This window comes from Pseudomonas sp. LB3P81, from assembly GCF_054897965.1.
This window is the reverse complement of sequence record NZ_JBUBVG010000001.1, coordinates 5408920-5433867: the sequence shown is the minus strand read 5'-3', so window position 1 is coordinate 5433867 and position 24948 is coordinate 5408920. Positions and strand designations below refer to the sequence as shown.

Annotated in this window: 22 protein-coding genes and 2 pseudogenes; 14 read left to right on the top strand and 10 right to left on the bottom strand. The window is 60.5% G+C overall.

What is annotated here, in order from left to right:
- Positions 1 to 11: 11 nt before the first annotated feature.
- The 3 genes from ACYZTL_RS25220 to ACYZTL_RS25210 all read left to right on the top strand — a co-directional run bounded on the left by ACYZTL_RS25220 (position 12) and on the right by ACYZTL_RS25210 (position 4510).
- Complete coding sequence (locus ACYZTL_RS25220) at positions 12 to 1619, top strand: carboxyl transferase domain-containing protein (protein ID WP_461954013.1); 1608 nt, start codon at positions 12 to 14, stop codon at positions 1617 to 1619.
- Positions 1620 to 1745: 126 nt separating this feature from the next.
- Positions 1746 to 2561 carry a gamma-carboxygeranoyl-CoA hydratase gene (locus ACYZTL_RS25215; RefSeq protein ID WP_461954012.1) on the top strand — a complete coding sequence of 272 codons (816 nt, stop codon included), beginning with the start codon at positions 1746 to 1748 and terminating at the stop codon, positions 2559 to 2561.
- Complete coding sequence (locus tag ACYZTL_RS25210; RefSeq protein ID WP_461954011.1) at positions 2561 to 4510, top strand: acetyl/propionyl/methylcrotonyl-CoA carboxylase subunit alpha; 1950 nt, start codon at positions 2561 to 2563, stop codon at positions 4508 to 4510. Before ACYZTL_RS25215 ends, ACYZTL_RS25210 begins: the two co-directional genes overlap by 1 nt.
- Before the next feature lie 39 nt (positions 4511 to 4549).
- On the opposite strand, the gene ACYZTL_RS25205 is transcribed toward ACYZTL_RS25210, so the two are convergent.
- Positions 4550 to 5197: a LexA family protein gene (locus ACYZTL_RS25205; protein ID WP_461954010.1), complete on the bottom strand. Its 648-nt coding sequence runs from the start codon at positions 5195 to 5197 to the stop codon at positions 4550 to 4552.
- A 129-nt stretch (positions 5198 to 5326) separates the two neighbouring features.
- Between ACYZTL_RS25205 and ACYZTL_RS25200 the strand changes: the two genes are divergently transcribed.
- Positions 5327 to 5668, top strand: coding sequence for a DUF6124 family protein (locus tag ACYZTL_RS25200; protein WP_461954009.1), 342 nt, complete (start codon positions 5327 to 5329; stop codon positions 5666 to 5668).
- 487 nt (positions 5669 to 6155) lie between these two features.
- Entirely contained in the window at positions 6156 to 7307 is a 1152-nt protein-coding gene (locus ACYZTL_RS25195) for a M14 family metallopeptidase (RefSeq protein ID WP_461954008.1), read from the top strand.
- A 72-nt stretch (positions 7308 to 7379) separates the two neighbouring features.
- Here ACYZTL_RS25195 and ACYZTL_RS25190 read toward each other — a convergent pair whose 3' ends face one another.
- The 3 genes and pseudogenes from ACYZTL_RS25190 to ACYZTL_RS25180 all read right to left on the bottom strand — a co-directional run.
- Positions 7380 to 8174 (bottom strand): IS3 family transposase, encoded by a 795-nt coding sequence (locus tag ACYZTL_RS25190; RefSeq protein WP_461950135.1) that lies wholly within the window; start codon positions 8172 to 8174, stop codon positions 7380 to 7382.
- Between the two features lie 35 nt (positions 8175 to 8209).
- Entirely contained in the window at positions 8210 to 8506 is a 297-nt protein-coding gene (locus ACYZTL_RS25185; protein ID WP_461951414.1) for a transposase, read from the bottom strand.
- A 121-nt stretch (positions 8507 to 8627) separates the two neighbouring features.
- A pseudogene (locus tag ACYZTL_RS25180) lies at positions 8628 to 8801 on the bottom strand (winged helix-turn-helix transcriptional regulator); the annotation flags it as partial.
- On the opposite strand from ACYZTL_RS25180, the pseudogene ACYZTL_RS25175 reads away from it, so the two are divergent.
- Positions 8791 to 9154, top strand: a pseudogene (locus ACYZTL_RS25175) (MFS transporter); the annotation flags it as partial. The pseudogenes ACYZTL_RS25180 and ACYZTL_RS25175 sit on opposite strands and share 11 nt — an antisense overlap.
- A 98-nt stretch (positions 9155 to 9252) precedes the next feature.
- Here ACYZTL_RS25175 and ACYZTL_RS25170 read toward each other — a convergent pair.
- Both ACYZTL_RS25170 and ACYZTL_RS25165 read right to left on the bottom strand, forming a co-directional pair.
- Complete coding sequence (locus tag ACYZTL_RS25170) at positions 9253 to 9798, bottom strand: cytochrome b (RefSeq protein ID WP_461954007.1); 546 nt, start codon at positions 9796 to 9798, stop codon at positions 9253 to 9255.
- A complete protein-coding gene (locus ACYZTL_RS25165; protein WP_461954006.1) occupies positions 9795 to 10880 on the bottom strand; it encodes a catalase family peroxidase in 1086 nt (361 codons plus the stop codon). Before ACYZTL_RS25165 ends, ACYZTL_RS25170 begins: the two co-directional genes overlap by 4 nt.
- Positions 10881 to 11043: 163 nt before the next feature.
- Here ACYZTL_RS25165 and ACYZTL_RS25160 point away from each other — a divergent pair, with 163 nt between their 5' ends.
- The 3 genes from ACYZTL_RS25160 to ACYZTL_RS25150 all read left to right on the top strand — a co-directional run bounded on the left by ACYZTL_RS25160 (position 11044) and on the right by ACYZTL_RS25150 (position 13875).
- Complete coding sequence (locus ACYZTL_RS25160; RefSeq protein WP_461954005.1) at positions 11044 to 11550, top strand: RNA polymerase sigma factor; 507 nt, start codon at positions 11044 to 11046, stop codon at positions 11548 to 11550.
- Positions 11547 to 12299 (top strand): anti-sigma factor family protein, encoded by a 753-nt coding sequence (locus tag ACYZTL_RS25155; protein ID WP_461954004.1) that lies wholly within the window; start codon positions 11547 to 11549, stop codon positions 12297 to 12299. Before ACYZTL_RS25160 ends, ACYZTL_RS25155 begins: the two co-directional genes overlap by 4 nt.
- A gap of 271 nt (positions 12300 to 12570) precedes the next feature.
- Positions 12571 to 13875 (top strand): protein kinase, encoded by a 1305-nt coding sequence (locus ACYZTL_RS25150; RefSeq protein WP_461954003.1) that lies wholly within the window; start codon positions 12571 to 12573, stop codon positions 13873 to 13875.
- A 131-nt stretch (positions 13876 to 14006) separates the two neighbouring features.
- On the opposite strand, the gene ACYZTL_RS25145 is transcribed toward ACYZTL_RS25150, so the two are convergent.
- Positions 14007 to 14711, bottom strand: coding sequence for a YebC/PmpR family DNA-binding transcriptional regulator (locus ACYZTL_RS25145; RefSeq protein WP_461954002.1), 705 nt, complete (start codon positions 14709 to 14711; stop codon positions 14007 to 14009).
- 219 nt (positions 14712 to 14930) lie between these two features.
- Here ACYZTL_RS25145 and ACYZTL_RS25140 point away from each other — a divergent pair, with 219 nt between their 5' ends.
- Positions 14931 to 16259 carry a type VI secretion system Vgr family protein gene (locus ACYZTL_RS25140; RefSeq protein WP_461954001.1) on the top strand — a complete coding sequence of 443 codons (1329 nt, stop codon included), beginning with the start codon at positions 14931 to 14933 and terminating at the stop codon, positions 16257 to 16259.
- Positions 16260 to 16515: 256 nt separating this feature from the next.
- On the opposite strand, the gene ACYZTL_RS25135 is transcribed toward ACYZTL_RS25140, so the two are convergent.
- A complete protein-coding gene (locus tag ACYZTL_RS25135) occupies positions 16516 to 17376 on the bottom strand; it encodes a LysR substrate-binding domain-containing protein (protein WP_461954000.1) in 861 nt (286 codons plus the stop codon).
- A 109-nt stretch (positions 17377 to 17485) separates the two neighbouring features.
- Here ACYZTL_RS25135 and ACYZTL_RS25130 point away from each other — a divergent pair, with 109 nt between their 5' ends.
- The 3 genes from ACYZTL_RS25130 (at position 17486) to ACYZTL_RS25120 (ending at position 20350) form a co-directional block, all read left to right on the top strand.
- Positions 17486 to 18595 carry a 2-aminoethylphosphonate--pyruvate transaminase gene (locus tag ACYZTL_RS25130; protein WP_461953999.1) on the top strand — a complete coding sequence of 370 codons (1110 nt, stop codon included), beginning with the start codon at positions 17486 to 17488 and terminating at the stop codon, positions 18593 to 18595.
- Between the two features lie 170 nt (positions 18596 to 18765).
- The gene (gene phnX, locus ACYZTL_RS25125; protein WP_461953998.1) at positions 18766 to 19593 is read left to right on the top strand and encodes a phosphonoacetaldehyde hydrolase; all 828 of its coding nucleotides are present in this window, start codon (positions 18766 to 18768) and stop codon (positions 19591 to 19593) included.
- A gap of 196 nt (positions 19594 to 19789) precedes the next feature.
- Positions 19790 to 20350 (top strand): cytochrome b, encoded by a 561-nt coding sequence (locus ACYZTL_RS25120; RefSeq protein WP_461953997.1) that lies wholly within the window; start codon positions 19790 to 19792, stop codon positions 20348 to 20350.
- Between the two features lie 93 nt (positions 20351 to 20443).
- Here ACYZTL_RS25120 and ACYZTL_RS25115 read toward each other — a convergent pair whose 3' ends face one another.
- Together ACYZTL_RS25115 and ACYZTL_RS25110 are read right to left on the bottom strand one after the other, a co-directional pair.
- Positions 20444 to 21379 (bottom strand): 1-aminocyclopropane-1-carboxylate deaminase/D-cysteine desulfhydrase, encoded by a 936-nt coding sequence (locus tag ACYZTL_RS25115; protein WP_461953996.1) that lies wholly within the window; start codon positions 21377 to 21379, stop codon positions 20444 to 20446.
- A 189-nt stretch (positions 21380 to 21568) separates the two neighbouring features.
- Positions 21569 to 23608, bottom strand: coding sequence for an oxidoreductase (locus ACYZTL_RS25110; protein WP_461953995.1), 2040 nt, complete (start codon positions 23606 to 23608; stop codon positions 21569 to 21571).
- Between the two features lie 209 nt (positions 23609 to 23817).
- Here ACYZTL_RS25110 and ACYZTL_RS25105 point away from each other — a divergent pair, with 209 nt between their 5' ends.
- Entirely contained in the window at positions 23818 to 24948 is a 1131-nt protein-coding gene (locus ACYZTL_RS25105) for a carbon-nitrogen hydrolase family protein (RefSeq protein ID WP_461953994.1), read from the top strand.

Below are 24948 nucleotides of genomic sequence, written 5' to 3'. Positions count from 1 at the left end.
CGGAGCTGTCCATGGCTATCCTGCATACCCAGCTCAACCCCCGTTCGGTGGAGTTCGCGACCAACAGCGCGGCGATGCTCAAACAGGTCGACGCCCTGCACACCCTGCTCGCACAAGTGCAGCAAGGTGGCGGCCCGAAGGCGCAAGAACGCCACACCTCGCGAGGCAAATTGCTGCCCCGTGAGCGCATCAATCGCCTGCTCGATCCGGGTTCGCCGTTTCTCGAGATCAGCCAATTGGCGGCTTACGAGGTCTATGGCGAAGACGTGCCGGCTGCTGGCGTGATTGCCGGGATCGGCCGCGTAGAAGGCGTCGAGTGCATGATCGTGGCCAACGATGCCACCGTGAAAGGTGGCTCGTATTACCCGCTGACCGTGAAAAAGCACCTGCGCGCCCAGACCATCGCCCAACAGAACCGCTTGCCATGTATCTACCTGGTGGATTCAGGCGGCGCCAACCTGCCGCGTCAGGATGAAGTGTTCCCGGACCGCGAGCACTTCGGGCGGATCTTCTTCAACCAGGCCAACATGAGCGCCATGGGCATTCCGCAGATCGCCGTGGTCATGGGCTCCTGCACCGCCGGTGGCGCTTACGTACCAGCGATGGCGGACGAAGCGATCATGGTCCGCGAACAGGCCACGATTTTCCTCGCCGGCCCTCCTCTGGTGAAAGCGGCGACCGGTGAAGTGGTCAGCGCTGAAGATCTGGGCGGCGCCGATGTGCACTGCAAGATTTCCGGTGTCGCCGACCACTACGCCGAGAGCGATGAACACGCCTTGGCCATTGCGCGACGCAGCATCGCCAACCTCAACTGGCGCAAACTCGGTGAAGTCCAGCAACGCACGCCCATTGCCCCGCTCTACAACAGCCACGAGTTGTACGGCGTCGTGTCGGCGGACGCCAAGCAACCCTTCGACGTGCGCGAAGTGATTGCGCGACTGGTAGACGGTTCGGTGTTCGACGAATTCAAAGCACTGTTCGGGACCACGCTGGTGTGCGGTTTTGCCTACCTGCACGGTTACCCGATCGCCATCCTCGCCAACAACGGCATCCTCTTCGCCGAGGCCGCGCAGAAAGGCGCGCACTTTATCGAACTGGCCTGCCAGCGCGGCGTTCCTTTGCTGTTCCTGCAAAACATCACCGGTTTCATGGTCGGCCAGAAATATGAGGCCGGCGGCATCGCCAAGCACGGTGCGAAACTGGTGACCGCCGTGGCGTGCGCCAAGGTGCCGAAATTCACCGTGATCATCGGCGGCAGTTTCGGCGCCGGTAACTACGGCATGTGCGGGCGGGCTTACGATCCGCGCTTCCTGTGGATGTGGCCTAACGCACGCATTGGCGTGATGGGCGCCGAGCAAGCGGCGGGCGTTCTCGTGCAGGTCAAACGCGAGCAGGCCGAGCGCAGTGGCCAGGGTTTCAGCGCCGAGCAGGAAGCCGAGATCAAGCAACCGATCCTCGATCAATACGAAGAACAGGGCCACCCTTACTACTCCAGTGCGCGGCTGTGGGATGACGGTGTTATTGACCCGGCGCAGACCCGCGATGTGTTGGCCCTGGCCTTGTCCGCGTCACTGAACGCGCCAATCGAACCGAGCCGCTTCGGCGTGTTCCGGATGTGATCCTGTAGGAGCGAGCTTGCTCGCGATGGACGTTAACGATTACGCGTGTTTTCTGAATAAACGCGTCGCTCTCTAGTCCATCGCGAGCGAGCTCGCTCCTACAAAGTGCCGTGGAGACGGACGAATATGAGCGACTTCAACACCCTCGAGCTGCAGACCGACCCCCGGGGTTTCGCCACCCTATGGCTCAGCCGCGAAGAAAAGAACAACGCCTTCAACGCAGAGATGATCCGCGAACTGATCCTCGCACTGGACAAGGTCTCGAGCGATGCCAGCCTGCGATTCTTGCTGGTGCGCGGACGCGGCAAGCATTTCAGCGCTGGCGCCGATCTGGCGTGGATGCAGCAGTCTGCCGAACTCGACTACCACACCAATCTCGACGACGCCCGGGAACTGGCAGAGTTGATGTACAACCTCGCCAAACTGAAAGTCCCGACCCTGGCCGTGGTGCAAGGCGCGGCTTTCGGCGGCGCGTTGGGCCTGATCAGTTGCTGCGACATGGCCATCGGTGCCGATGACGCGCAATTCTGCCTGTCGGAAGTGCGCATCGGCCTGGCACCGGCGGTGATCAGCCCGTTCGTGGTGCAAGCCATCGGTGAGCGCGCGGCGCGTCGTTATGCCCTGACCGCCGAGCGTTTCGGCGGGCAGCGGGCGCGGGAAATCGGCCTGTTGTCGGAGAGCTACCCGATCAATGAGCTGGAGCAGAAAGTCGACCAGTGGATCGACAACCTGCTGCTCAACAGCCCCGCAGCCATGCGCGCCAGCAAGGACTTGCTGCGTGAAGTCGGCCACGGCGCGCTGACGCCGGCGCTGCGCCGCTACACCGAAAATGCCATCGCGCGAATCCGCGTCAGCCCCGAAGGCCAGGAAGGCCTGCGCGCCTTTCTGCAAAAACGTCCGCCGAGCTGGCAGGCCGAAACCACCCCCAAGGAGCCGCGTTGATGAGCGCACCTGTCATTACTTCTCTGCTGGTGGCCAACCGTGGCGAAATCGCTTGCCGGGTGATGCGCACCGCCAAGGCGCTGGGCCTGACCACCGTCGCCGTGCACAGCGCCACCGACCGTGAAGCCCGACACAGCCGCGAAGCGGATATCCGCGTCGACCTCGGTGGCAGCAAAGCAGCCGACAGCTACCTGCAAATCGACAAACTGATCGCTGCCGCCAAGGCCAGCGGCGCTCAGGCCATTCATCCAGGCTATGGCTTTCTGTCCGAGAACGCCGGATTCGCCCGCGCGATCGAAGCCGCGGGCCTGATCTTCCTCGGCCCGCCCGCCTCGGCTATCGATGCGATGGGCAGCAAGTCCGCCGCCAAGGCCTTGATGGAAACCGCTGGCGTGCCACTGGTGCCCGGTTATCACGGCGAAACTCAAGATGTAGACACCTTCCGCGACGCCTGCGAACGCATCGGCTATCCGGTACTGCTCAAGGCGACAGCGGGCGGCGGCGGCAAAGGCATGAAAGTGGTCGAGGACGTCAGCCAACTGGCCGAAGCCCTGGCCTCGGCCCAGCGTGAGGCGCAATCCTCGTTCGGCGATTCGCGGATGCTGGTCGAGAAATACCTGCTGAAACCGCGTCACGTGGAGATTCAGATCTTCGCCGACCAGCATGGCAACTGCCTGTACCTCAACGAGCGGGATTGCTCGATTCAGCGTCGGCACCAGAAAGTGGTCGAGGAAGCACCGGCGCCAGGCCTGAGTCCGGAACTGCGTCGTGCCATGGGCGAAGCCGCCGTGCGTTCGGCGCAGGCCATCGGTTATGTCGGCGCCGGCACCGTGGAATTCTTGCTGGATGCGCGCGGTGAGTTCTTCTTCATGGAGATGAACACGCGCCTGCAAGTTGAACACCCGGTCACAGAAGCCATTACCGGTCTCGATCTGGTGGCCTGGCAGATTCGCGTGGCACGTGGTGAAGCGCTGCCGATGACCCAGGATCAGGTGCCATTGATCGGGCATGCCATCGAAGTGCGGCTTTATGCCGAAGACCCGGGCAATGATTTCCTGCCAGCCACCGGGCGCCTGGAGTTGTATCGCGAATCCGCCGAAGGTCCGGGACGTCGGGTCGACAGCGGCGTTGAAGAAGGTGACGAGATTTCGCCGTTCTACGACCCGATGCTCGGCAAGCTGATTGCCTGGGGTGAGGATCGTGAGCAAGCGCGTCTGCGGTTGTTGAGCATGCTCGATGAGTTCGCGATTGGTGGGCTCAAGACCAACATCAACTTCCTGCGTCGAATCGTTGGTCATCCGGCATTTGCGGCGGCTGAACTGGATACCGGGTTTATTCCGCGTTATCAGGAACAACTGCTGCCGGCACCTTCGCAGCTCAGCGATGAATTCTGGCAAGCCGCAGCGCAGGCGTTTGCCCAGAGTCAGCCGAGCACAACCCGCGCTGATGACCTGAGTTCGCCTTGGGGTATCGGCAATGGGTTCCGTGCCGGATTGCCGAAAGAAATCACCCTTCACTTAAGCTGCGAAGGCCAGGACCGCGCGCTGACGTTGGGTGATACGTATTCGGCGCACCTCAAGGGCGAGCAATTGCTGACCGAACACAACGGCGTGCGCCGCCAGCATCGGGCAATCCGTCGCGACGGCGTTGTGTATCTGCAATGGGAAGGTGAATTGCGCCGCATCGAGTCCTACGACCCGATCAGCGCCGTCGAAGCCAGTCACAGCCATCACGGCGGGCTGACCGCCCCCATGAACGGCAGCATTGTTCGGGTGCTGGTGGAGGCCGGGCAAACGGTCGAAGCCGGGGCGCAACTGGTGGTGCTGGAAGCGATGAAGATGGAGCACAGCATTCGTGCGCCACACGCCGGGGTGATCAAGGCGCTGTATTGCCAGGAAGGCGAAATGGTCAGCGAAGGCAGTGCGTTGGTCGAGTTGGAAGAAGCCTGAAATGGAGATCGGTCCTACGCCTCGCGAGGACCGATCTGATCAAAACCTGGCCGTTGCCTGAACCACCACGCCAATGATTCGGCAGGCGTCGGTGTAAAGGGCTTTCGGATACGTTGGATTGAGCGGGACCAGGTAACGCTGCCCGCCCTCTTCGATCAGCTTGCGAAACGTCGCCTCGGCGCTGTCCGGCCATTGCGCGATCACCAGTTTTCCGGGCTCCGGCACAATGGCCGGGTCCACCAGGATCATCATGCCCTCGGCGATACTGACGCCACTCGGTGCGGTCATTGCATCGCCCACCACCCTCAACCAGAACGCCGCGCCCTGAGCGTGATAATCGGTCAGTTCGAATCGCGCCTTGTCATACACCGTCGGCTCGCCGTCGCGCACCTCGCAGGACTCTCGCCAGTCGCTGACCGGGTAACGGAAGTACGGGTTGTACTTTTTCACCAGATCCTGGCTTTCGTCCTTCGAAGCGTCGGGCTCCCTAATCACCAGCGCCACTTCGAGAAATTCCATGCCGAGTGCGTGTAACACCCGGTTCATGTCATCGATACCCGGCTGCCGACGTTTGTTCAGCCAATGGCCGATGCCGCCCTGGGACATTCCGAGGCGCTCGGCGAGTATCTCTTGAGTGACGTTGAGTTCACTCATCTTGGCCTTGACCAATTCAATCCATTTATCCATGTGCGGCACGATACGTGGGGGCCTCCGGCCGTCAAAACACAAATTGTAGTATTTAAATCCTCGTCACAAATACAGTTCGTACTAGGATTGGATCACGGATCTGAATCTACCACGGAGCTCGCCATCGCCATGACCATCCCCAGCAACGACCTGCCCGACCTGCAAATCGACACCTCCCTCACCTCGCCAAAAGGCTCGGCCGCCGCGCAGCGGGCACTGGATTATTACTTGAAACCAGCTGTGTCCGAAGAGGAGGAAGAAGAGCGCTTTTTTGAGGTGAACCGCAATGTCAGCAGCGAGGAAGCACTGGTGCGTGCATCAGACCTGCTGCGCTGCGCCGCCGCCACGGCGTCCGAATCGGCGAACAATCTGCACGGGGTCCACCGGGATCTGGCGTTTTCGACGGTGCACATGATCGATATGGCCAAGGCATTGCTGGACCGATCCCTGGACGGGATTCATCACGGATAAGACAGGGAGGGATATTTCCGAGGGCGCGGGAAAGAGTTTTCCAATCGCGCAGATAAAATCATTTGACTTGCAAACGAGAATGATTACTATTGCATGCAGCTGGTCGCGAGATCAGTCGATTGTCCAAGTGACCTTAGGTCGGTCTCCTGGACTATCTCCTCATCAGGCTAATCACGGTTTTTGACCCGGCTTTTTGCCGGGTCTTTTTTTTGCCAGTTACTCTGGCTTGACCTTCAGGCTAATGAAGTCTTTACGTGCTGCAAATTCGATGGCGCGGATAATATCAAAAGAATATCTGTTGGCAAGAGAAGCCCGGCAACACTGGCTCAAACTAACTAAAAATAGCGCTTGAGAATCACTTGTACAGTCTCTAAGCTGCGTCGGCGTCAAGGAGGACGCCCCCCGCTATACCTCGTAATTTCCCCCGGTTTTTCCCTTCCCAGCGTGTAAAGTAGCAGCCATAAAAAATCATATTCAGGAATCGACTATGAGCGTGGCTAAATCCTCTTTCGACATCAATGCAAATTTCGACAGCGGCAACATTCAAGTACTGGACATCAGCAATCCGTTGCAAGCGCTGTTGGCCATCAAGCCAGACACCCGCAGCCAGCATTTCCAGTGGTTTCACTTCAAGGCCAGCGGCTTGCACGTCGGTCAGGAGCACTGGTTTCGTCTGAGCAATGCCAGCAAATCCTCGTACAACAAGGCCTGGGACGGTTATCAGGCGGTGGCGTCCTACGATCACGTCAACTGGTTCCGGGTGCCGACCATCTTCGAAGGCGACTGCCTGCGTTTCAGCCTCGAAGCCACCGCCACCCACGCCTGGTTTGCCTACTTCGAACCCTACAGCCGTGGCCGCCATGACTGGTTGATCGAGCAAGCGCTGACCAAGGCCGGCACCGAACTGCTGGCCACCGGCAAGAGTGTTGAAGGCCGTGACATTCAACTGCTACGCAAAGGCACGGGCGCCGAAGGCCAACGCAAGGTCTGGATGATTGCCCAGCAACACCCCGGCGAACACATGGCCGAATGGTTCATGGAGGGCGTGATCGAACGTCTGGAAAGACATGACGATCCGGTCCTGAACAAACTGCTGGCCAGCGCCGATTTGTACCTGGTGCCGAACATGAACCCGGATGGCGCCTTCCACGGTCACCTGCGCACCAACGCCATGGGCCAGGACCTCAATCGCGCCTGGCAGAGCGCCAGCCAGGAAGTCAGTCCGGAAGTCCTGTTCGTTCAGCAGCAGATGGAAAAATATGGTGTCGACCTGTTCCTCGACATCCATGGCGATGAAGAAATCCCTTACGTGTTCACCGCCGGTTGCGAAGGCAACCCTGGCTACACACCGCGGATCGAAAAACTCGAAGAACACTTCCGCAGCCATCTGAAACACCTGACCAAGGATTTCCAGACCAAGCACGGCTACACCCGCGACGAGCCGGGCAAAGCCAACATGTCCCTGGCGTGCAACAGCGTCGGTGAGAAATTCGACTGTCTGTCGTTGACCCTGGAAATGCCGTTCAAGGACAACAATGATGCGCCGAATACGATCACCGGTTGGTCGGGAAAACGTTCGAAGCAGTTGGCCACGGATGTGCTGACGACCGTCGCGGACATGGTCGATACCTTGCGCTAATCGAAATCAGGATCAAAAGATCGCAGGCTGCGGTGTAGTGGTTCAGTTTTTTTGCACCACTCCGTAGGAGCATTAAGCCGCCTGCTGCTCAAACAGCGCAGGCGGCAAGTTGTTCGAGGCTGAGTGGCAACGGCGATGGTTGTAGTGCGAGATGAAATCCATCACATCCTTCTCCGCTTCGAAATGATTCTGGTATCCGTTTTCCGGCATCCAATCGTGCTTCAACGTCCTGAAGTAGCGCTCGACTACTGCGTTATCCCAGCAGTTACCTCGACGACTCATGCTCTGAACGATCCGGTTTTCTGCCAAGCACTCAACAAAGCGATCGGCGGTGTATTGGCAGCCCTGATCAGAGTGAAATAGCAGTTCAGGCATCGGACGGCGTAGTGCTACCGCAAGCTTCAGTGCCTTCATAGACAGCTCGGCATCCGCTGTTCGTGAGCAAGCCCATCCCACAATCCTGCGCGAAAACAGGTCCATCACCACTGCCAGGTACAGCCAGCCATGTCCCACTCTGATGTAGGTGATATCACCTGCCCAAAGCGTGTCTGACCGGGCTGGATTGAAACGACGATCAAGTATGTTCGGTGCAACGACAGCTGGCTTCGTGGCCCGGCGATAGTGCGCATAACGTGGCCTGCGCCGCTGTAGGTCAAAGGTCTTGATCAAGGTACGCATTCGATAACGCCCTATAAAAACTCCCTCTTTCCTCAACTCCTTGGATAGCCCGCGAGTACCCAATGCTTCTCGATGCTGCTTATGCAACGCACGAAGTTTACTCCCCAGATCTCCCAAAACTGGTCGCTGCCGCACGGCTTTACGTTTCACGTAATAGCTGCTGCGGGCCAAGCCGAACAAGACACACATACGCCGAATCGACATTGCCCCTCTGATGCCATCAATCACTTGGTTCGACCGAACAGAACCTTTAGATGAGAGGGCAATTGCTTTTTTAGCACTTGGTTCTCGGCTTCAAGTAGCGCCAGTTTCGCCTGGAGCGACTCAATCAGCTCCTGATCCTGTAGGCGAGGAGCTTGCACAATTCCTTCCTGCTCCCGGCGCCAGCGTGAAACCCAGCGGCGTAACGCTGTTGGCCCCACACCTGTAGCCTCACAGGCTTTAGGTATGGAGTAATTCATCTCCACAACCAAGCGAATGGCTTCCGCTTTTTCCTCAGAGGTAACAACCCGATATCCCATGATGCTTCCTTAAATCGACGCTCCTACATCATGGTCCAAAAACGTTCGACCACCACACGCCAGCTCCTACAGAATCGCATTTCCCCTGTAGGAGCTGGCGTAGCCTGCGATCTTTTGACGTTTATTCGGCCGCGACCCGCACGCAATCTTCCGGCCCCAACAAACGCCCATCCTCAGCGCGCAACTCCAATGCCCGCACCGGTCGACCGTTATCTCGGTCAACCACCCGCGAGTGCGCCTCCCCGTCCTCATAAAAGAACGCCTCACCCCACTGCCGCAAACCAGGTGCTGCCGGTGCATTGGCGGCTGCACGCGCCGGGCATCTGGCCGATCGCGGTTGGGGTCAATGGACCAGCGGGTTGTCACTGTTACTGATGCTGGTTTTCTGGCAGCCTGATCTACAGCGTGCGCCCCGAAGCCCAAAGCCGCCTTACCGCGGGTTACATGCTGTTCTATTCGATTGGCAGCGCGTTGGGTTCGATTGGTTCGACGGCGATGTATGCGTGGGGCGGGTGGCTTGGCGTTTGCCTGCTGGGCGCAGGCATCAACGCCGTGGCATTGGTCTATTGGTGGCGGACGCTGACCTTCAAAACACCGGAACCCTGTGGCGAGGGAGCTAGCTCCCGCTCGGCTGCGCAGCAGTCGTAAATCCATTCACTGCGGTTCTCGGCGAACCGCATTTTGGGGCCGCTTCGCAGCCCAGCGGGAGCTAGCTCCCTCGCCACAATGGTTTACCAACCTTCAAATCACCCGCGATCCTTACCCCGCAACATGCTGTCCAGCACGTCATCACGCCGCACCCAACCGTGAAACAACGCCGCCGCCAGATGCAGCAACACGGTCAGAAACAGCAGATACGCCAGATACCCGTGCGCCTTGCGCAGGAACGCAAACACCTGCGCATTCGCCGGCAGGATCGACGGCAATTGCACCGAACTGCTGAGCATCACCGGGTCGCCCGCCGCCGAAATCATCGCCCACCCGAGCAGCGGCAGGATAAACATCAAGGCGTACAGCAAAACATGCGAAGCCTTGGCCGCCAGCGCCTGCCAACCGGGCAAGTCCGCCGGGAGCGGTGGTTGTCGGGTTGAGAAGCGCACACCGAGGCGCACGATCACCAGCAGCAGAATCGCAATGCCCAGCGGTTTGTGCAGATGGATCAGCCATTCATGACGCTCCGAGACGGAAGCAACCATCCCCGCGCCGATAAACAGCATGGCAATGATCATCAACGCCATCAGCCAGTGCAGCAGTCGCGCCAGCGGTGCGAAGTGGTTCGGTTGGGCGCTCATTGTTGAGCCTCCTGTTTAGCAGCAGGCAATTGGCTGACTTCACTGGTGCGGCGCAAGTAGGAACTGGCGTAACCGGCTGAACGAGCAGCCAGCAACGGATCGTCGGACCCTTCGATACCGGCGGGCAGCACCAGCGGGTCGTAGTTGATGTCCCGGCATTCGCCATTGAGTTGTGGCTGGGTGCTTTCGAGCACCAGCGTGCCGGCGTTCACCACTTTGCGACCGTCGGGCCAGGCCTTGCTGGCGTCATTGACCGGATCACCGGGGTTGGCCAGCGTGATGTTCAACTGCCAGCGCAAAGGACCTGCGGAAATACGCTGAACCAGATCTTTCTCAAGGAAATCGCCACCCTCCGGCGCTGTGGCGCCTGCCGCATCCTGCGCCACCGGCACCATGCTCCAGCGCACCGCTTGCTTTTGCCCGGCAGCGTTGACCAGGTAAAACGCATTGACGCTGTTGTAGGTTTCCGTCACGTAACTGGCGGACGGCTTGGCGGTTTTGATCCAGGCCAGGAACGGCGCGGCTTCCGGGTGCGAACCGAAGAACGCCGGCACCGCTGCCGGATTCGGTTTGCCGGTGGCCGGGTCTGGCGACTGGGCCTGCTGCAATTGGTAGAACGCCTCGGGCGTGCCCACCGGGAACACCGGCATGCTGTTCATGCCGGTACGCCACTGTTGGCCGTTGGCCTGGGTGAAGCGCAGCGCCAGGCTGCGGATCGGTACGGCGCTGTCCGGCGCGTAAGGATTGCCGGCCGGCAATGCGAAGCGCCCGACCACCGGGGTCCGCGCCTGATTGAACACCTGAGCGCTGGAATAGCTGCGTGCTTCGCCACTGCTTTCGAAGTGCCCGATCACGCACACGCCTTTGGAGTGATTACGCCGAAACCCCGGGTGCACGCCGTTGTTGGTTTCCAGCACATTGATCAGCTTTTTCGGGGTCAGACGCTGTGGGTCAAAGGTGCCGTTGACGTAGGCAAATGCCCCGGCCACGACAGCGACCACCACGGCAATGCCGGCCAGGCGCAACGTCAGGCTCGCAGCGCTCAAGGGTGGCCGGGTGGGCGGTGATGAGCGATCTACCATGAAAGACTCCAGGGCCATCGGCCACAAGTGAGAAGGATCAAGCAGACGAACCGCGCGAACGTTTATTCCATCGCATGGTATTTATTTTTTCAGGCGTGGAATAAGTTCGAATGGCGCGCGTCTTCCTGAACACTCACACAGCGTAGTGATTAGTCAGAACTTCATGAACGATATCGACGAACAACTGAGTGAAATCATTCCCGGATTGCGCCGGTTTGCCGTGTCGTTGACGCGTAACCCCAGCAACGCCGACGATCTGGTGCAGTCGTGTCTTGAGCGGGCGCTGTCGAGTTGGAGCAAAAAACGCCCCGAAGGCGATCTGCGTGCCTGGCTGTTTTCGATTCTTTATCGGCAATTTCTCGACGCTCACCGGCGCTCCCGGCGTTATGCGCGGATGCTCGAATTCTTTACCGGACGTGACGACACCCAACCGTCGGTGGAACGCACCGTGATCGCCCATTCGACCTTGCAAGCCTTCGATCAGCTCAGCACCGAACAGCGCGCATTGTTGCTCTGGGTATCGGTCGAAGGCCTGAGTTACAAGGAGGTTGCCGAAATCCTCGACGTCCCCACCGGCACCGTGATGTCGCGCCTGTCCCGCGCCCGCCAGGCCTTGCGCCAACTCAGCGACGGCGAAATCACCCGCCCTTCTCTGCGGAGACTCAAATGATCAGCATGCCTCCGAGCGAGCGTGACCTGCACGCTTATGTGGACCACCAACTCAACGAAGACGACCGACATCTGGTGGAGACTTTTCTGGCCGGCAACGTGGAAATGTCTGCACAGGTCCGCGCCTGGCAGCAGGACGCCCAGCAACTGCGCGCAGCCCTCAGCGGCGCGTTGCAGCAACCGGCCAACCCGAACCTCGACCCGGCGCTGATTCGCCAGCGCCTCAAGCGACAATCGCGTCGCCGTCTGGCCAGCGCTGCCGTGTTGCTGATCGCCGTGAGTATCGGCGGGTTCAGCGGCTGGCAGGCGCGGGAGATGACTTTCATCAGCGCCCAGCTACCGATGACGGATGCCATGCAGGCGTATCGACTGTTTGCCCAGCAAGGCATGCTGCCGGCCGATTACAAAGTCAGCGACGATGGCGATATGCAGGGCTGGCTCGACCGTTATTTCACCCAGGCCCATCGCTTGCCGGACCTTTCCGGCGCAGGGTTCAAACCGGTCAGCGGGCGCTTGCTCAGCACCGAACAGGGGCCGGCGGCGATGGTGGTTTATGAGGACCGGAGCGGGCATAAAGTCAGCTTCTACGTGCGCCCGCCGGGTCCGAAAAACTTCCTGCTGCCCAGGGGCAGTCGAAATGACGGTGAATTGCAGGCCGAGTATTGGTCGGGGGGTGGTTACAACTACGCGATGGTCAGCCCGAGCGATACACCGGCGGCGCAGATGCTCAAGCAAACCGCGCAATTCTGACCACACCACTAATCCCCCTGTGGGAGCGGCGGTGCGACGATCCTACTTGCTCGCGAAGGCGGTGGGTCAGTCGACATCGATGTGGCTGGAACACCGCTTTCGCGAGCAAGCCCGCTCCCACATGAGACCGCGTTCGTCCAGGCGACTCGGTCAACTGTGGGAGCGGGCTTGCTCGCGAAGAGGCCCTGACAGTCACCCCATCTTTACCGCTATCATGGCGCCCTTTTTCAGGCCCCCGCGCCCTACCCCTCGATCAATAGCGAATCTGATCATGGATACCCTTGCCCAACTGCGCGCCGGCCTGCTGGCTGGCACCACTCGCCTTGACCTGACCGCCGACCTGACGGAGTTCCCCCGGGAAATCCTCGACCTCGCGGACTCGCTCGAGGTGCTCAACCTCGGTGGCAACGCCTTGAGCAGCCTGCCGGACGACTTTCACCGCCTGACCCGTTTGCGCGTGTTGTTCTGCGACCGCAATCACTTCAGCGAACTGCCCGCCTGCCTTGGCCAGTGCGCCGCGCTGACCATGGTCGGGTTCAAGTCCAACCGCATCGAAACAGTATCGGGTGCCGCGCTGCCACCGCTGTTGCGCTGGCTGATCCTGACCGACAACCGCATCAGCGAATTGCCGACCGAGCTGGGTGAACGCCCGCACCTGCAAAAACTGATGCTGGCCGGTAACCGGCTGCAGCGCTTGCCGGAAAGCCTGAGCAATTGCCATCGACTCGAGCTGACCCGCATCGCCGCCAACCAGTTGACCGAATTGCCGGAATGGCTGCTAACCCTGCCGAGCCTGACCTGGCTGGCCTACGCCGGTAATCCGTTGGAAACAGAAGCCGATGCGGCCGCCCTCGATGCCACGCCGACTATTCCCTGGTCGCAGCTGAGCCTGGAGAAACAGTTGGGCGAAGGCGCTTCCGGGATCATTCATCAAGCGTTGTGGAAGCAGACAACGCCGGTCGCGGTCAAACTCTACAAGGGCGAAATGACCAGCGATGGCTCGCCGCTGCACGAAATGAACGCCTGCATTACCGCCGGCCTTCACCCTAACCTGATCCGGGTCGAAGGACGGATCGTCGAGCACCCGCACGCGCAGGCCGGGCTGGTCATGGAACTGATCGAACCGAGTTATCGCAACCTCGCCGGGTTGCCGAGCCTGGCGTCCTGCAGCCGAGATGTCTACGCCAGCCACACCCGGTTCAGCGCCGGCGTGGCCTTGCGGATCGCCTGCGGCATCGCGTCGGTGGCCGAACATTTGCACCACCAGGGCATCACCCACGGCGACCTCTATGGCCACAATATTCTGTGGAACGAGGACGGTGATTGCCTGTTGGGGGACTTTGGCGCAGCGTCTTTCCACTCGACGGAGGACAGCTTTGAAAGCCGTGCATTGCAACGGATCGAGGTGCGCGCGTTTGGCGTTTTAATGGGGGAATTGCTGGAGCGGATCGACTCGGGGTTGAGCGATGAAGGGCGTGAGCGGCTGGAGGATTTGCAGCAGCGTTGCTGCCAGCCGGACGTGCTGGCGCGGCCGGGGTTCAGCGAAATAGTTCGGGAGCTGGCTGCGCTCAACTGAAGGCAATACACAACCTGTGGCGAGGGAGCTTGCTCCCGCTGGACGGCGAAGCCGTCCCAAAAGCGGCGGCTGCTGCGCAACCGAGCGGGAGCAAGCTCCCTCGCCACAAGTCAGATCTCAAACAATCCGGCTTAACCCGCCAACCCGACAAACATGTCCTGCACATCATCGTGGTTATCGAGGCCTTCCAGGAACGCTTCGACTTCAGCCATCTGCTCGTCGCTCAGGCCGCTGACCGGGTTCTTCGGCTTGTAACCCAGCTTCGCCGACAACACGGTGAAACCCTGCTCAGGCAAGGCTTTCTGTACCGAATCCAGGTCGCTCGCTTCGGTGATGAACAAGGTTGCGCCTTCATCGGCAGGCTCGAAATCCTGCGCACCGGCTTCGATGGCGGCCATTTCCGGATCGGCATCCGGGCTGTCCGGGGACGCCTCGATCATGCCCACATGGTCAAAGTCCCAGGCCACGGAGCCGGACGCACCCAATTGCCCCTTACGGAACGCGACGCGGATTTCCGCGACGGTGCGGTTGATGTTGTCAGTCACGCATTCAACGATCAGCGGCACCTGGTGCGGCGCGAACCCTTCATAGGTCACGCGATGGTATTGCACAGTTTCGCCGAGCTGGCCGGAGCCTTTCTTGATCGCACGTTCCAGGGTTTCGCGGGGCATCGAAGCCTTTTTCGCCTGTTCGACCACCAGACGCAGATGTGCGTTGGTGGCGGTATCGGCACCGTTGCGCGCAGCGATGGTGATTTCCTTCACCAGTTTGCCGAAGATCTTGCCCTTGGCATTGGCTGCCGCTTCTTTGTGTTTAACCTTCCACTGTGCGCCCATTACTCACTCTCTTATCTGTGGCGCCGAGACATCTATTGGCCGACGCTTTGCGCAAGTTTATACGGCCTAAAGTTGGCAATCGACCAAAAAATCCATCCTGTCGAATCGACATCTTCACCACGAGTTGTAGGCCGATTCTGAAACATTGTTTTGCGGTGACCATAATGAGTCACGTTTTCGTACCCTCTGCGCCCGTACTCCCTGGCAGAAGCGCGTTCGATGCATAACGACAAGGAAAGTCCCTTCACCCTGACACTGCTGAACGGCAATTTGAGTTTGCAGGTGTTGCAGTTCAATGGCCTTGAAGCCCTCAACCAGCCTTACCGATTCGACATCGAAGTGATCGGCCTGGCGCCGGCCATGAGCCTGGATCGCCTGCTGCAACAACCGGTGTTCTTCAGCCTGACGGAGGGCCGGGGCATTCACGGCATCGTCCACTGCGCCACCCGCGAACATCTCGACCTGCACCGGGTCGGCTACAGGCTGGCGCTGGTGCCCTGGCTGCAAAACCTCGACCGACAGCGTTCCCGCCGGGTGTTTCATCAACTCGATGTGCCCGCCATCCTGCGCCAGCTGCTCGAAGAAAACGGGCTGCCTGAAGACAGCTACCGCTTTGAGCTGCCAAACGGGCGCTATCCCGCCAGGCCGTTCTGCATCCAGTTTGATGAGACGGACCTGGCCTTCCTGCAACGGCTCTGCGAAGAAGAAGGCATTCACTATCACTTCGAACATCAGCGCGACGGCCATGTGCTGGTGCTGGCGGACGACAGCCTGAGTTTCCCTCAAGAACCGCTGCTCATGCCTTTTCACGGCGATGCACCTCCTGCCGTAAACGTGCCGGTGATCAGTGAATTATTCCAGCGCCACACCTCGCCCCCACTCACCGTGCTCCGTGCCCCGCAACCGCTCGAGCGCGACCAGCTCAGCCGTCGAACACTGGAGCGCCTGCGCTGCCGGCATGGGCAGATGCAGGGTCGAAGCAACCAGAGCGCATTGCGCAGCGGACGAATCGTACAAGTGTCGGAACATCCGCTGCCGAACTTCAACGATCAATGGCTGCTGACCGAGATCCGGCATCAGGGCCGGCAGCCGTCGATTCTTGAGCGGAACGCGACCGACAGGGTCCGGCGTTACAGCAATCAGTTCACTGCCATTCCATGGTCAACGGTGTTCCGGCCCGCGCTCACACAGGCCAGACCCAACATTCCGGGTTTTCAGACGGCCCGGGTACTGGGCCCTGTCGGCCAGTCTGCGGAGCCGGATGATCAAGGACGGATAAAAGTCAGGTTATGGCCGACTCCGGAAACCGAAGACGATGAGACCACCGGTTTCTGGCTGCCCGTGGTCCTCGCCACGCCGGATGGCCGTATTGATCCGTCGAGGCTGCCTGTCGCCGGAACTGAAGTGCTCATCAGTTTTCTCGACAGTGATCCGGACCGCCCCGTGTTGTACGCCACCGCGAAAAAACCGCCAGCGCCTCGACCGCCCCTGCAACCTCAGGGCGATGACCGTCTGCTGTTTGACTGGCTGGTGAACCGCAAGGTCTGATCAGCCCTTGTCAGCCTTACCGGCCGCCGCCGCGAATTTCGCCAGGCGCGAGCAGAGTTCGCAGCGGGTGGTGGCGACACTTCTGGAGAGGGTTCGCGAGAGTCTGTCTTAAACCTGTGGCGAGGGAGCTTGCTCCCGCTCGGCTGCGCAGCAGTCGTAAACCCAAGCGATGCGATCTTACTGAAAGACCAAGATGCCTGATATTGGGGCCGCTTCGCGCCCCAACGGGAGCAAGCTCCCTCGCCACAGATCCACATCAGACCGGCGCCAAATCGAAAAACGCCTGAATCAAACGCAAATCCCGCCGCCGCTCCACGCACCCGATCATGTGCCGATTCACCAACCCTTCACCCATAATCGGCACCGCCGCCACCCGCGGGTCATGACTGACTTCCACTGAAGAAACCACGCCAACCCCCAAATCCGCCGCAACGGCTTCGGTCACCGCCTCACGACTGTCCAGTTCCAGCAATACCCTCGGGTTGACCTTCGCCTGGGCGCAAGCCTCATCGAACGTGCGCCGGGTGATCGAACTCGGTTCGCGCAACACCATGATCACCTGATCCAGCTCCTTGAGCTGCACGCCTTTCGATTTTTGCGCCCACGGATGCCCCTCGGGCACCAGCGCGCAAATCCGTGACTCGCTCAACGCCTGCAAATGCAAACCCTTGCGCGGCTCGACCTCGGTCAGCACCGCCACGTCAGCATGTTCCGACAACAGCGCCGCGAGGGTTTCCTGGGCATTGCCCAGGCGCAGGTTCACGGTGATCCCCGGATAACGCGCCCGCAGGCTTGCCAACATCGGCATGACCATGTGCGGTCCATCCGCCGCCACTTCCAGACGGCCGGTGAGCAACTGCCGATTGGCCTCGAGCATCACCTGCGCTTCTTCCGCCAGACCAAACATCGCCCGGGTGATCGCCGCGAGTTTGGTGCCCTCTTCCGTCAGCTCGACCCGACGGGCGGAGCGTCGCAACAGGGTGATCTGGTAGTGCTCTTCCAACGCCTTGATGTGCCCGGTGACCGCCGGCTGGCTGATGAACAGCCGCGCGGCGGCGCGAGTGAAGCTGCCCTCGCGGGCCACCGCATCGAACGCGCGGAGCTGGAACAGGTTCATGAATAACCTTCACTGATGGTTTGCATAACAACAAACAATTTGATTGATAGCACGGCAAATTGCAATTTATGCCCCGTAGCTTCATCCCATCGATTGCGAGGACACGAGAATGAGTACTGCCGAACCCATCCTGCTCACCCCCGGCCCGTTGACCACTTCGGCCCGCACCCGCCAGGCGATGATGGTTGACTGGGGTTCATGGGATGACCGCTTCAACCAACTGACCGCCAGCCTCTGCGAGCAATTGCTGACAATCATCAACGGCGGCGACAGCCACCACTGCGTGCCTCTGCAAGGCAGCGGCACCTTCGCGGTCGAAGCGGCGCTTGGCACCTTGGTGCCGCGTGACGGCAAAGTCCTGGTGCTGATCAACGGCGCCTACGGCAAACGCCTGGCGAAAATCTGCGAAGTGCTGGGCCGCTCCTTCAGCACGTTTGAAACGGCGGAAGACGAACCGACCACCGCCGCCGACGTCGACCGCATGCTGCGGGCCGACGCCAGCATCACTCACGTCGCGCTGATTCACTGCGAAACCAGCACCGGCATCCTCAACCCGCTGCCGGAAATCGCCCAGGTCGTTGCGCAACACGGCAAACGCCTGATCATCGACGCCATGAGTTCTTTCGGTGCACTGCCGGTGGATGCGCAACAGGTGCCGTTCGACGCGCTGATCGCTGCCTCGGGCAAATGCCTGGAAGGCGTACCGGGGATGGGTTTCGTCTTCGCTCGCAAAGAATCGCTGGCGAATGCCGCCGGCAACTCGCACTCGCTGGCGATGGACCTTTTCGACCAGCACACCTACATGGCCAAGACTGGCCAGTGGCGCTTCACCCCGCCGACCCACGTGGTCGCGGCACTGCACGAAGCCCTGCTGCAATACAACGAAGAAGGCGGCTTGCCGGCCCGGCATCAGCGCTACGCCGACAACTGCAAAGTGTTGCTCGATGACATGGCCAAACTGGGTTTGCGCAGCTTCCTGCCCACCGCGATTCAGGCGCCGATCATCGTCACCTTCCACGCGCCGAAAGACCCGCGCTACCAGTTCAAGGAATTCTACGAACGCGTCAAGGCCAAGGGTTTCATCCTCTACCCCGGCAAATTGACCCAGGTCGAAACCTTCCGCGTCGGCTGCATCGGCCACGTCAACCAGGCCGAGATGCACGCGGCCGTGGCGGCGGTGGCTGAAGTGCTGCGCGAGATGGAAGTACTAGAGATCTAAACCCCACCGCATTCCCCCTGTGGGAGCGGGCTTGCTCGCGAATGCTGACTGACATTCAACATTGATGTCGACTGACACACCGCCTTCGCGAGCAAGTCGAATCGTCGCACCGCCGCTCCCACAAAGAGCCGCCTTCCGACATAGCCAGTTAGTACAGGATTCCAATCACCATGAACTACGCAAACCCAACCAAACTCCAAGCCGCCATCCTCGACTGGGCCGGCACCGTGGTCGACTTCGGCTCGTTCGCCCCCACGCAGATTTTTGTCGAAGCCTTCGCCGAATTCGACGTCCAGGTGTCCATCGAAGAAGCCCGTGGCCCGATGGGCATGGGCAAGTGGGATCACATCCGCACCCTGTGCGATCAGCCGGCAGTCGCCGAACGTTATCGCAAGGCGTTCGGCCGCACGCCGACCGACGATGACGTGACCGCCATCTACAAACGCTTCATGCCACTGCAGATCGAGAAAATCGCCGAACACTCGGCGCTGATTCCGGGGGCGCTGGACACCATTGCCAACTTGCGTGCCCAAGGCATCAAGATCGGCTCCTGCTCCGGCTACCCGAAACAGGTCATGGACAAAGTCGTCGAACTGGCCGCCAGCAACGGTTACGTCGCCGATCACGTGGTCGCCACCGACGAAGTGCCCAACGGCCGTCCATGGCCAGCCCAGGCGTTGGCCAACGTCATCGCCCTGGGCATCGACGATGTTGCTGCTTGCGTGAAGATCGACGACACCGTGCCGGGCATTCTCGAAGGTCGTCGTGCCGGCATGTGGACCGTCGCGCTGATCTGCTCGGGCAATGCGCTGGGCCTGGACTACGAAGGTTATCGCGCCCTCGGCAGCGACCAACTGGCCAGCGAGCGCAAGCGTATTCACGCAATGTTCGAAGGTTCGCGCCCGCACTATATGATCGACACCATTACCGATTTGCCGGAAGTGATCGCCGACATCAACAAGCGTCTGGCCAAGGGTGAGATGCCGCAAACCAATTGATCCACCGCCTATCCCTGTAGGAGCGAGCTTGCTCGCGATGGAGTACCAGTCGACACGCGTGTGGTTGACACACCATCGCGAGCAAGCTCGCTCCTACAGAGAAAAGCGGTGCGGCAAATCCGGCGAAACAGGCTTACAGTTAAAGCACACCGTCGACCAAGAACGGTGGCCTGACCCGACCCGTGAGGAACGCCGTATGCCCTGGAAGAATTCCGATTCACGCTACAGCACCGTGTCGATCACGCTGCACTGGTTGATGCTGGTCCTGTTGGCGCTGGTGTACGCCTGCATCGAATTTCGCGGGATCTTTCCAAAAGGCAGTGGCGGCCGGACGCTGATCACCGAATCGCACTTCATGCTGGGGCTGACGGTATTCGTGCTGGTCTGGCTCAGATTATTCGCCCGCAGCCTCGGCCCGGCACCGCAGATCTTCCCCGCCTCCCCGCACTGGCAAACCACGCTCGCCAGGTTGATGCACTGGGCGCTGTACATTTTCATGATCGCGATGCCGATCCTCGGTTGGCTGGTCACCAGCGCCAAGGGTCATCAGGTGATGTTCTATGGCTTTGATTTGCCGCTGCTGGTGTCGGAGGACAAGGCGCTGGCCAGGCAAATCGAAGGCTGGCATGTGCTCGGCGGCACTATCGGTTACTGGCTGATCGGGCTGCACGCCGTGGCGGGGATCTATCATCACTATGTGGTAGGTGATAACACCTTGTTGCGGATGATGCCCAAGCAAGTTAGCCGTAATACCTGAAGTCAACAAAACCTTTGTAGGAGCGAGCTTGCTCGCGATGGTGTGTCAGTCGACGCCTTTGTAACTGAACTACCATCGCGAGCAAGCTCGCTCCTACATGGGTACAAGGCGCGACAAAACCCCGCGGCGGCCCTGCAAGCCGCCGGTGTGGATGAAGATCAGGCGCGTGCCCTTCTCGAATCTGCCGGCTTCAATGTACTGCTTGAGCGCCAGCAGCGCTTTGCCGGTGTACAACGGCTCGAGAGGAATGCGGCTGGCCTGTTCGGTTTGCTCGATGAATTCCAGCAGCAATGGATCGACTTTGGCGAAGCCGCCACGACTGGCGTCGAACAGTTCATAGACCGGACCCTGCAAGCCCGCCTCCTGCACAATCGTTTCGACCTGCCGCGCCACACCATGGTCGTCGGGCACCGCCAACGCGCCGTAAACCGGATGATCCCCCGCTTCGGCCAGCACCAGGCCGGCCAGGGTCGTGCCGGTTCCGCAGGCCAGCCACCAACCGTCGTAACCGCTCCAGGACAGACCGTTCAGTTGCTCATTGACCATTGTTTTCAACTGCATGCAGCCCTTTGCGCCCGGCAAACCGCCGCCACCTTCAGGCACCGGAAGCAGATCGGGATGCTGCGCCTGCCAGGGTTCCCAAAAATCCGCTTCGTGCCGCGCGCGATAACCGCCATAACCCAGCCAGTGCAACTGCATGCCGAAGGCCTGCAAGTCGTTCACTGTCGGCGTGTCTTGCGGATGACCGCGCAGCAAACCCACCGTTTTGAACCCGAAGCGTTTGCCAGCAGCGGCCAGTGCGTGGAGATGATTGGAGTGAGCACCGCCCAGGCTGATGATGCCTTCGGCACCGGCGAGGTTGGCGGCTTTGAGGTGTTCGATGAGCTTGAACCACTTGTTGCCGCTGATTAGCGGGTCAATTTGGTCGAGGCGCAGGATGGCGACTTCGATGCCGGATCGGGTTAGCCAATCAAGATGAAGGGGATCGAGGGGGGCTTGGGGTAGCCAGTCGTTGGGCGGGAGAAGCATTCATGCCGGCTCTGGGTGAAGAACCGGCATCTTAACAGCCAATTTGTGGCGAGGGAGCTTGCTCCCGCTCGGCTGCGAAGCAGCCGCAGATCAGCAATGGTGATTAACCTGACACAACACCATCGCTGATAGAAGGAGTCCTTCGGCCTCCAGCGGGAGCAAGCTCCCTCGCCACAGGGATTGTGGTGATTACAGCTCCGCAGCCAACCGCGATCCCTGATTGATCGCCCGCTTCGCATCCAGCTCCGCCGCCACGTCCGCGCCGCCAATCAGATGCACGTTCTGCCCGGCCGCGACCAACCCGTCCTGCAATTCACGCAACGGATCCTGCCCGGCGCAAATCACGATGTTGTCCACCGCCAGCACTTGCGGCTCGCCGGTTTCACCAATGCGGATGTGCAGGCCTTCGTCATCGATCTTCAGGTATTCAACGCTGTTGAGCATCTGCACCTGCTTGTTCTTCAAACCGGTGCGGTGAATCCAGCCGGTGGTCTTGCCCAGGCCGTCGCCGACCTTGGATGTCTTGCGTTGCAGCAGGAACACTTCACGGGCCGGAGCATGCAGTTCGGCCTTAATGCCCGCCACACCGCCGCGCGCCTCCAGATGCGTGTCGATGCCCCACTCTTTCCAGAAGGCTTCGCGGTCGAGGCTGGTGGCCACGCCCTGGTGCACCAGAAACTCCGACACGTCAAAACCGATACCGCCCGCGCCGATGACCGCGACACGTTTGCCCACCGGTTTGCGTTGCAGAATCACGTCGAGGTAGCTCAGCACCTTGGCGTTCTCGACGCCCGGAATCGCCGGCGTGCGAGGCGCAATGCCCGTGGCGAGGATGATTTCGTCGAAACCGCCTTCCACCAGTTTCGCCACGTCGACGCGGGTGTTCAGGCACAGCTCGACGTTGGTGGTTTGCAGTTTGCGGTTGAAGTAACGCAGGGTTTCAAAGAACTCTTCCTTGCCCGGAACGCGCTTGGCGATGTTGAACTGACCGCCGATTTCGCTGGCCGAATCGAACAGCGTTACCTGATGTCCACGCTCGGCGGCCACGGTGGCGGCCGACAGACCCGCAGGGCCGGCACCGACGACAGCGACTTTCTTGATCTGCTGCACCGGCAGGTAATTGAGTTCGGTCTCATGACAGGCCCGCGGGTTCACCAGGCACGTGGTCAACTTGCCGCCAAACGTGTGATCGAGGCAAGCCTGGTTGCAACCGATGCAGGTGTTGATTTCATCGGCACGGCCAGCAGCGGCCTTGTTGACGAAGTCCGGGTCGGCGAGGAAAGGCCGCGCCATCGACACCATGTCGGCATCGCCTTCGGCCAGAATCTGCTCGGCGACTTCCGGGGTGTTGATGCGGTTGGTGGTGATCAGCGGAATGCTCACCGAACCGCGCAGCTTGGCGGTGACTTTGCTGAACGCGCCACGCGGCACCTTGGTGGCGATGGTCGGAATCCGCGCTTCGTGCCAGCCGATACCGGTGTTGATGATCGTCGCACCGGCCTGCTCGATGGCCTTGGCCAGCGTCACGATTTCTTCCCAGGTGCTGCCGCCCTCCACCAGGTCGAGCATCGACAGGCGGAAGATAATGATGAAGTTCGGGCCTACGGCTTCGCGTACGCGGCGGACAATTTCCACCGGCAGGCGCATGCGGTTTTCATAGCTGCCGCCCCAGCGGTCGGTGCGCTGGTTGGTGTGGGCCGCGAGGAACTGGTTAATGAAATAGCCCTCGGAGCCCATGATCTCGACGCCGTCGTACTCGGCTTTTTGCGCCAGGACCGAGCAGGTGACGAAATCGCTGATCTGCTTCTCGATGCCTTCCTCGTCCAGCTCCTTGGGCTTGAACGGGTTGATCGGCGCCTGAATGGCACTCGGTGCAACCTGTTTCGGGCTGTAGGCATAACGACCGGCATGAAGAATCTGCATGCAGATCTTGCCGCCCGCCTCGTGCACCGCACGGGTCACGATCTGGTGCTTGAGCGCTTCTTCCTCGGTGGTCAGCTTGGCCGCGCCGGAATACACGCCGCCTTCGTCGTTCGGACCGATACCGCCAGTGACCATCAGGCCAACGCCGCCACGGGCACGCTCGGCGAAGTAGGCAGCCATGCGCTCGAAACCGCCGGGTTTCTCCTCGAGACCGGTGTGCATCGACCCCATCAGGGTGCGGTTGCGCAGCGTGGTAAAACCCAGGTCCAGCGGGGCCAACAAGTGCGGGTAATGAGCGGCGGTCATCGGTAACTCCACAACGAGCGATCACGGAAAAGTGTGGGCGCTCTTTGGCGCCCCTCTGTCATGTGTAACAGACTATGAGCACTGCCCCAGCCGCTCAATGACCGAAACTGACAACTTATTGATCCAAATGCGCAGCAGCCCTTGGCAAGCGCCGGCATGGGCCCTACCCTAGTCGGCGAACCCTGCACACGGCCGTTGACTGTTTCCACATGCGCAAACTTCTGTACCTGACCTTCTCCATGGCATTAGTTGCCGCCCTGACGACCTACGCCATGTGGGCCGCGGATCGTCCGGTGGGCCATTACCTGTCGGACCTGCGTATCGATCTCGTCATCGATCAAGGCACGCCTGCCGATCGCGGCAACCTGCTGGGCATCCAGCCGGAACTGTTTCCCACCGACTATCAAAGCGCTGAACGCCTGCACCGCAAACTCGCGGCCTATCTGCAGAAAGCCCAGGAACAGGGCCTGTTGAATGAAAAAACCATCGTCGTGCTGCCCGAACACGTCGGCACCTGGTTGATGGTCAGTGGTGAAAAGGACGAGCTGTACCAGGCCGACACCATCAAGGAAGCCATGAACTGGCTGGCGGTGAGCAATCCCTTGCAGTTCGTCCGCGCCCTGATCAGCGCCAAGGGCGACAACCGCCTGGACGATGCGCACCTGCGCATGAAAGCCAAAGGCATGGCCAAGGATTACCAGGCGCTGTTCGGTGGTCTGGCGAAAGAATTTCACGTGACGCTGGTGGCGGGCTCCATCGTGCTGCCCGAACCGAGCATCATCGACGGCACCCTGAAAATAGGTCGTGGGGCGCTGTACAACAGCAGCGTGGTGTTCGGTCGCGACGGTATGCCGATTGGCCAGCCCCAGCGTCAGATGCATCCGATCTTCGCCGAACATGATGTGATCGAGGCCAATGGCGAACACACGCTCAACGTCGTCGATACCCCGGCCGGTCGCTTGGGCGTGCTGATCGGCAGCGACAGCTGGTACCCGGACAACTACCGCAAACTCGACGATCAGGGTGCTCAGCTGGTCGCGGTCCCGGCGTTCGTCAGCGGTCGCGGTACGTGGGACAAGCCATGGCGCGGTTACAAAGGTTTGTCGACGCCCGGCTCCGTCAGCCTCAAGGCCGGCGAGCTCAGCGAAGGCCAGGCCTGGCATCGCCTGACACTGACCGCTCAACCGCCCAGCAGCCAGGCCATCGCCGGCATGAGTGTGTTCCTGCGCGGCCAGTTCTGGGACCAGGGCAGCGCCGGGCAAAGTTTTCTCAGCAGCAACGGGCAGCATTTCGCCGGCGGCAATGTCCGCGGCGCTCGCTTGCTGAACCTGTGGTTGTAA

Excerpts from the sequence above, each read along its gene's own strand:
- ACYZTL_RS25220 (WP_461954013.1), top strand. The coding sequence starts at position 12 with ATGGCTATCCTGCATACCCAGCTCAACCCCCGTTCGGTGGAGTTCGCG.
- ACYZTL_RS25200 (WP_461954009.1), top strand. The coding sequence starts at position 5,327 with ATGACCATCCCCAGCAACGACCTGCCCGACCTGCAAATCGACACCTCC.
- ACYZTL_RS25115 (WP_461953996.1), bottom strand. The coding sequence starts at position 21,379 with ATGCTTCTCCCGCCCAACGACTGGCTACCCCAAGCCCCCCTCGATCCC.
- ACYZTL_RS25135 (WP_461954000.1), bottom strand. The coding sequence starts at position 17,376 with ATGAACCTGTTCCAGCTCCGCGCGTTCGATGCGGTGGCCCGCGAGGGC.
- ACYZTL_RS25190 (WP_461950135.1), bottom strand. The coding sequence starts at position 8,174 with ATGTGTGTCTTGTTCGGCTTGGCCCGCAGCAGCTATTACGTGAAACGT.
- ACYZTL_RS25120 (WP_461953997.1), top strand. The coding sequence starts at position 19,790 with ATGCCCTGGAAGAATTCCGATTCACGCTACAGCACCGTGTCGATCACG.
- ACYZTL_RS25170 (WP_461954007.1), bottom strand. The coding sequence starts at position 9,798 with ATGAGCGCCCAACCGAACCACTTCGCACCGCTGGCGCGACTGCTGCAC.
- ACYZTL_RS25145 (WP_461954002.1), bottom strand. The coding sequence starts at position 14,711 with ATGGGCGCACAGTGGAAGGTTAAACACAAAGAAGCGGCAGCCAATGCC.
- ACYZTL_RS25150 (WP_461954003.1), top strand. The coding sequence starts at position 12,571 with ATGGATACCCTTGCCCAACTGCGCGCCGGCCTGCTGGCTGGCACCACT.
- ACYZTL_RS25210 (WP_461954011.1), top strand. The coding sequence starts at position 2,561 with ATGAGCGCACCTGTCATTACTTCTCTGCTGGTGGCCAACCGTGGCGAA.
- ACYZTL_RS25160 (WP_461954005.1), top strand. The coding sequence starts at position 11,044 with ATGAACGATATCGACGAACAACTGAGTGAAATCATTCCCGGATTGCGC.
- phnX (WP_461953998.1), top strand. The coding sequence starts at position 18,766 with ATGAACTACGCAAACCCAACCAAACTCCAAGCCGCCATCCTCGACTGG.
- ACYZTL_RS25185 (WP_461951414.1), bottom strand. The coding sequence starts at position 8,506 with ATGGGATATCGGGTTGTTACCTCTGAGGAAAAAGCGGAAGCCATTCGC.
- ACYZTL_RS25130 (WP_461953999.1), top strand. The coding sequence starts at position 17,486 with ATGAGTACTGCCGAACCCATCCTGCTCACCCCCGGCCCGTTGACCACT.
- ACYZTL_RS25215 (WP_461954012.1), top strand. The coding sequence starts at position 1,746 with ATGAGCGACTTCAACACCCTCGAGCTGCAGACCGACCCCCGGGGTTTC.
- ACYZTL_RS25110 (WP_461953995.1), bottom strand. The coding sequence starts at position 23,608 with ATGACCGCCGCTCATTACCCGCACTTGTTGGCCCCGCTGGACCTGGGT.
- ACYZTL_RS25140 (WP_461954001.1), top strand. The coding sequence starts at position 14,931 with ATGCATAACGACAAGGAAAGTCCCTTCACCCTGACACTGCTGAACGGC.
- ACYZTL_RS25205 (WP_461954010.1), bottom strand. The coding sequence starts at position 5,197 with ATGGATAAATGGATTGAATTGGTCAAGGCCAAGATGAGTGAACTCAAC.
- ACYZTL_RS25195 (WP_461954008.1), top strand. The coding sequence starts at position 6,156 with ATGAGCGTGGCTAAATCCTCTTTCGACATCAATGCAAATTTCGACAGC.
- ACYZTL_RS25105 (WP_461953994.1), top strand. The coding sequence starts at position 23,818 with ATGCGCAAACTTCTGTACCTGACCTTCTCCATGGCATTAGTTGCCGCC.
- ACYZTL_RS25155 (WP_461954004.1), top strand. The coding sequence starts at position 11,547 with ATGATCAGCATGCCTCCGAGCGAGCGTGACCTGCACGCTTATGTGGAC.
- ACYZTL_RS25165 (WP_461954006.1), bottom strand. The coding sequence starts at position 10,880 with ATGGTAGATCGCTCATCACCGCCCACCCGGCCACCCTTGAGCGCTGCG.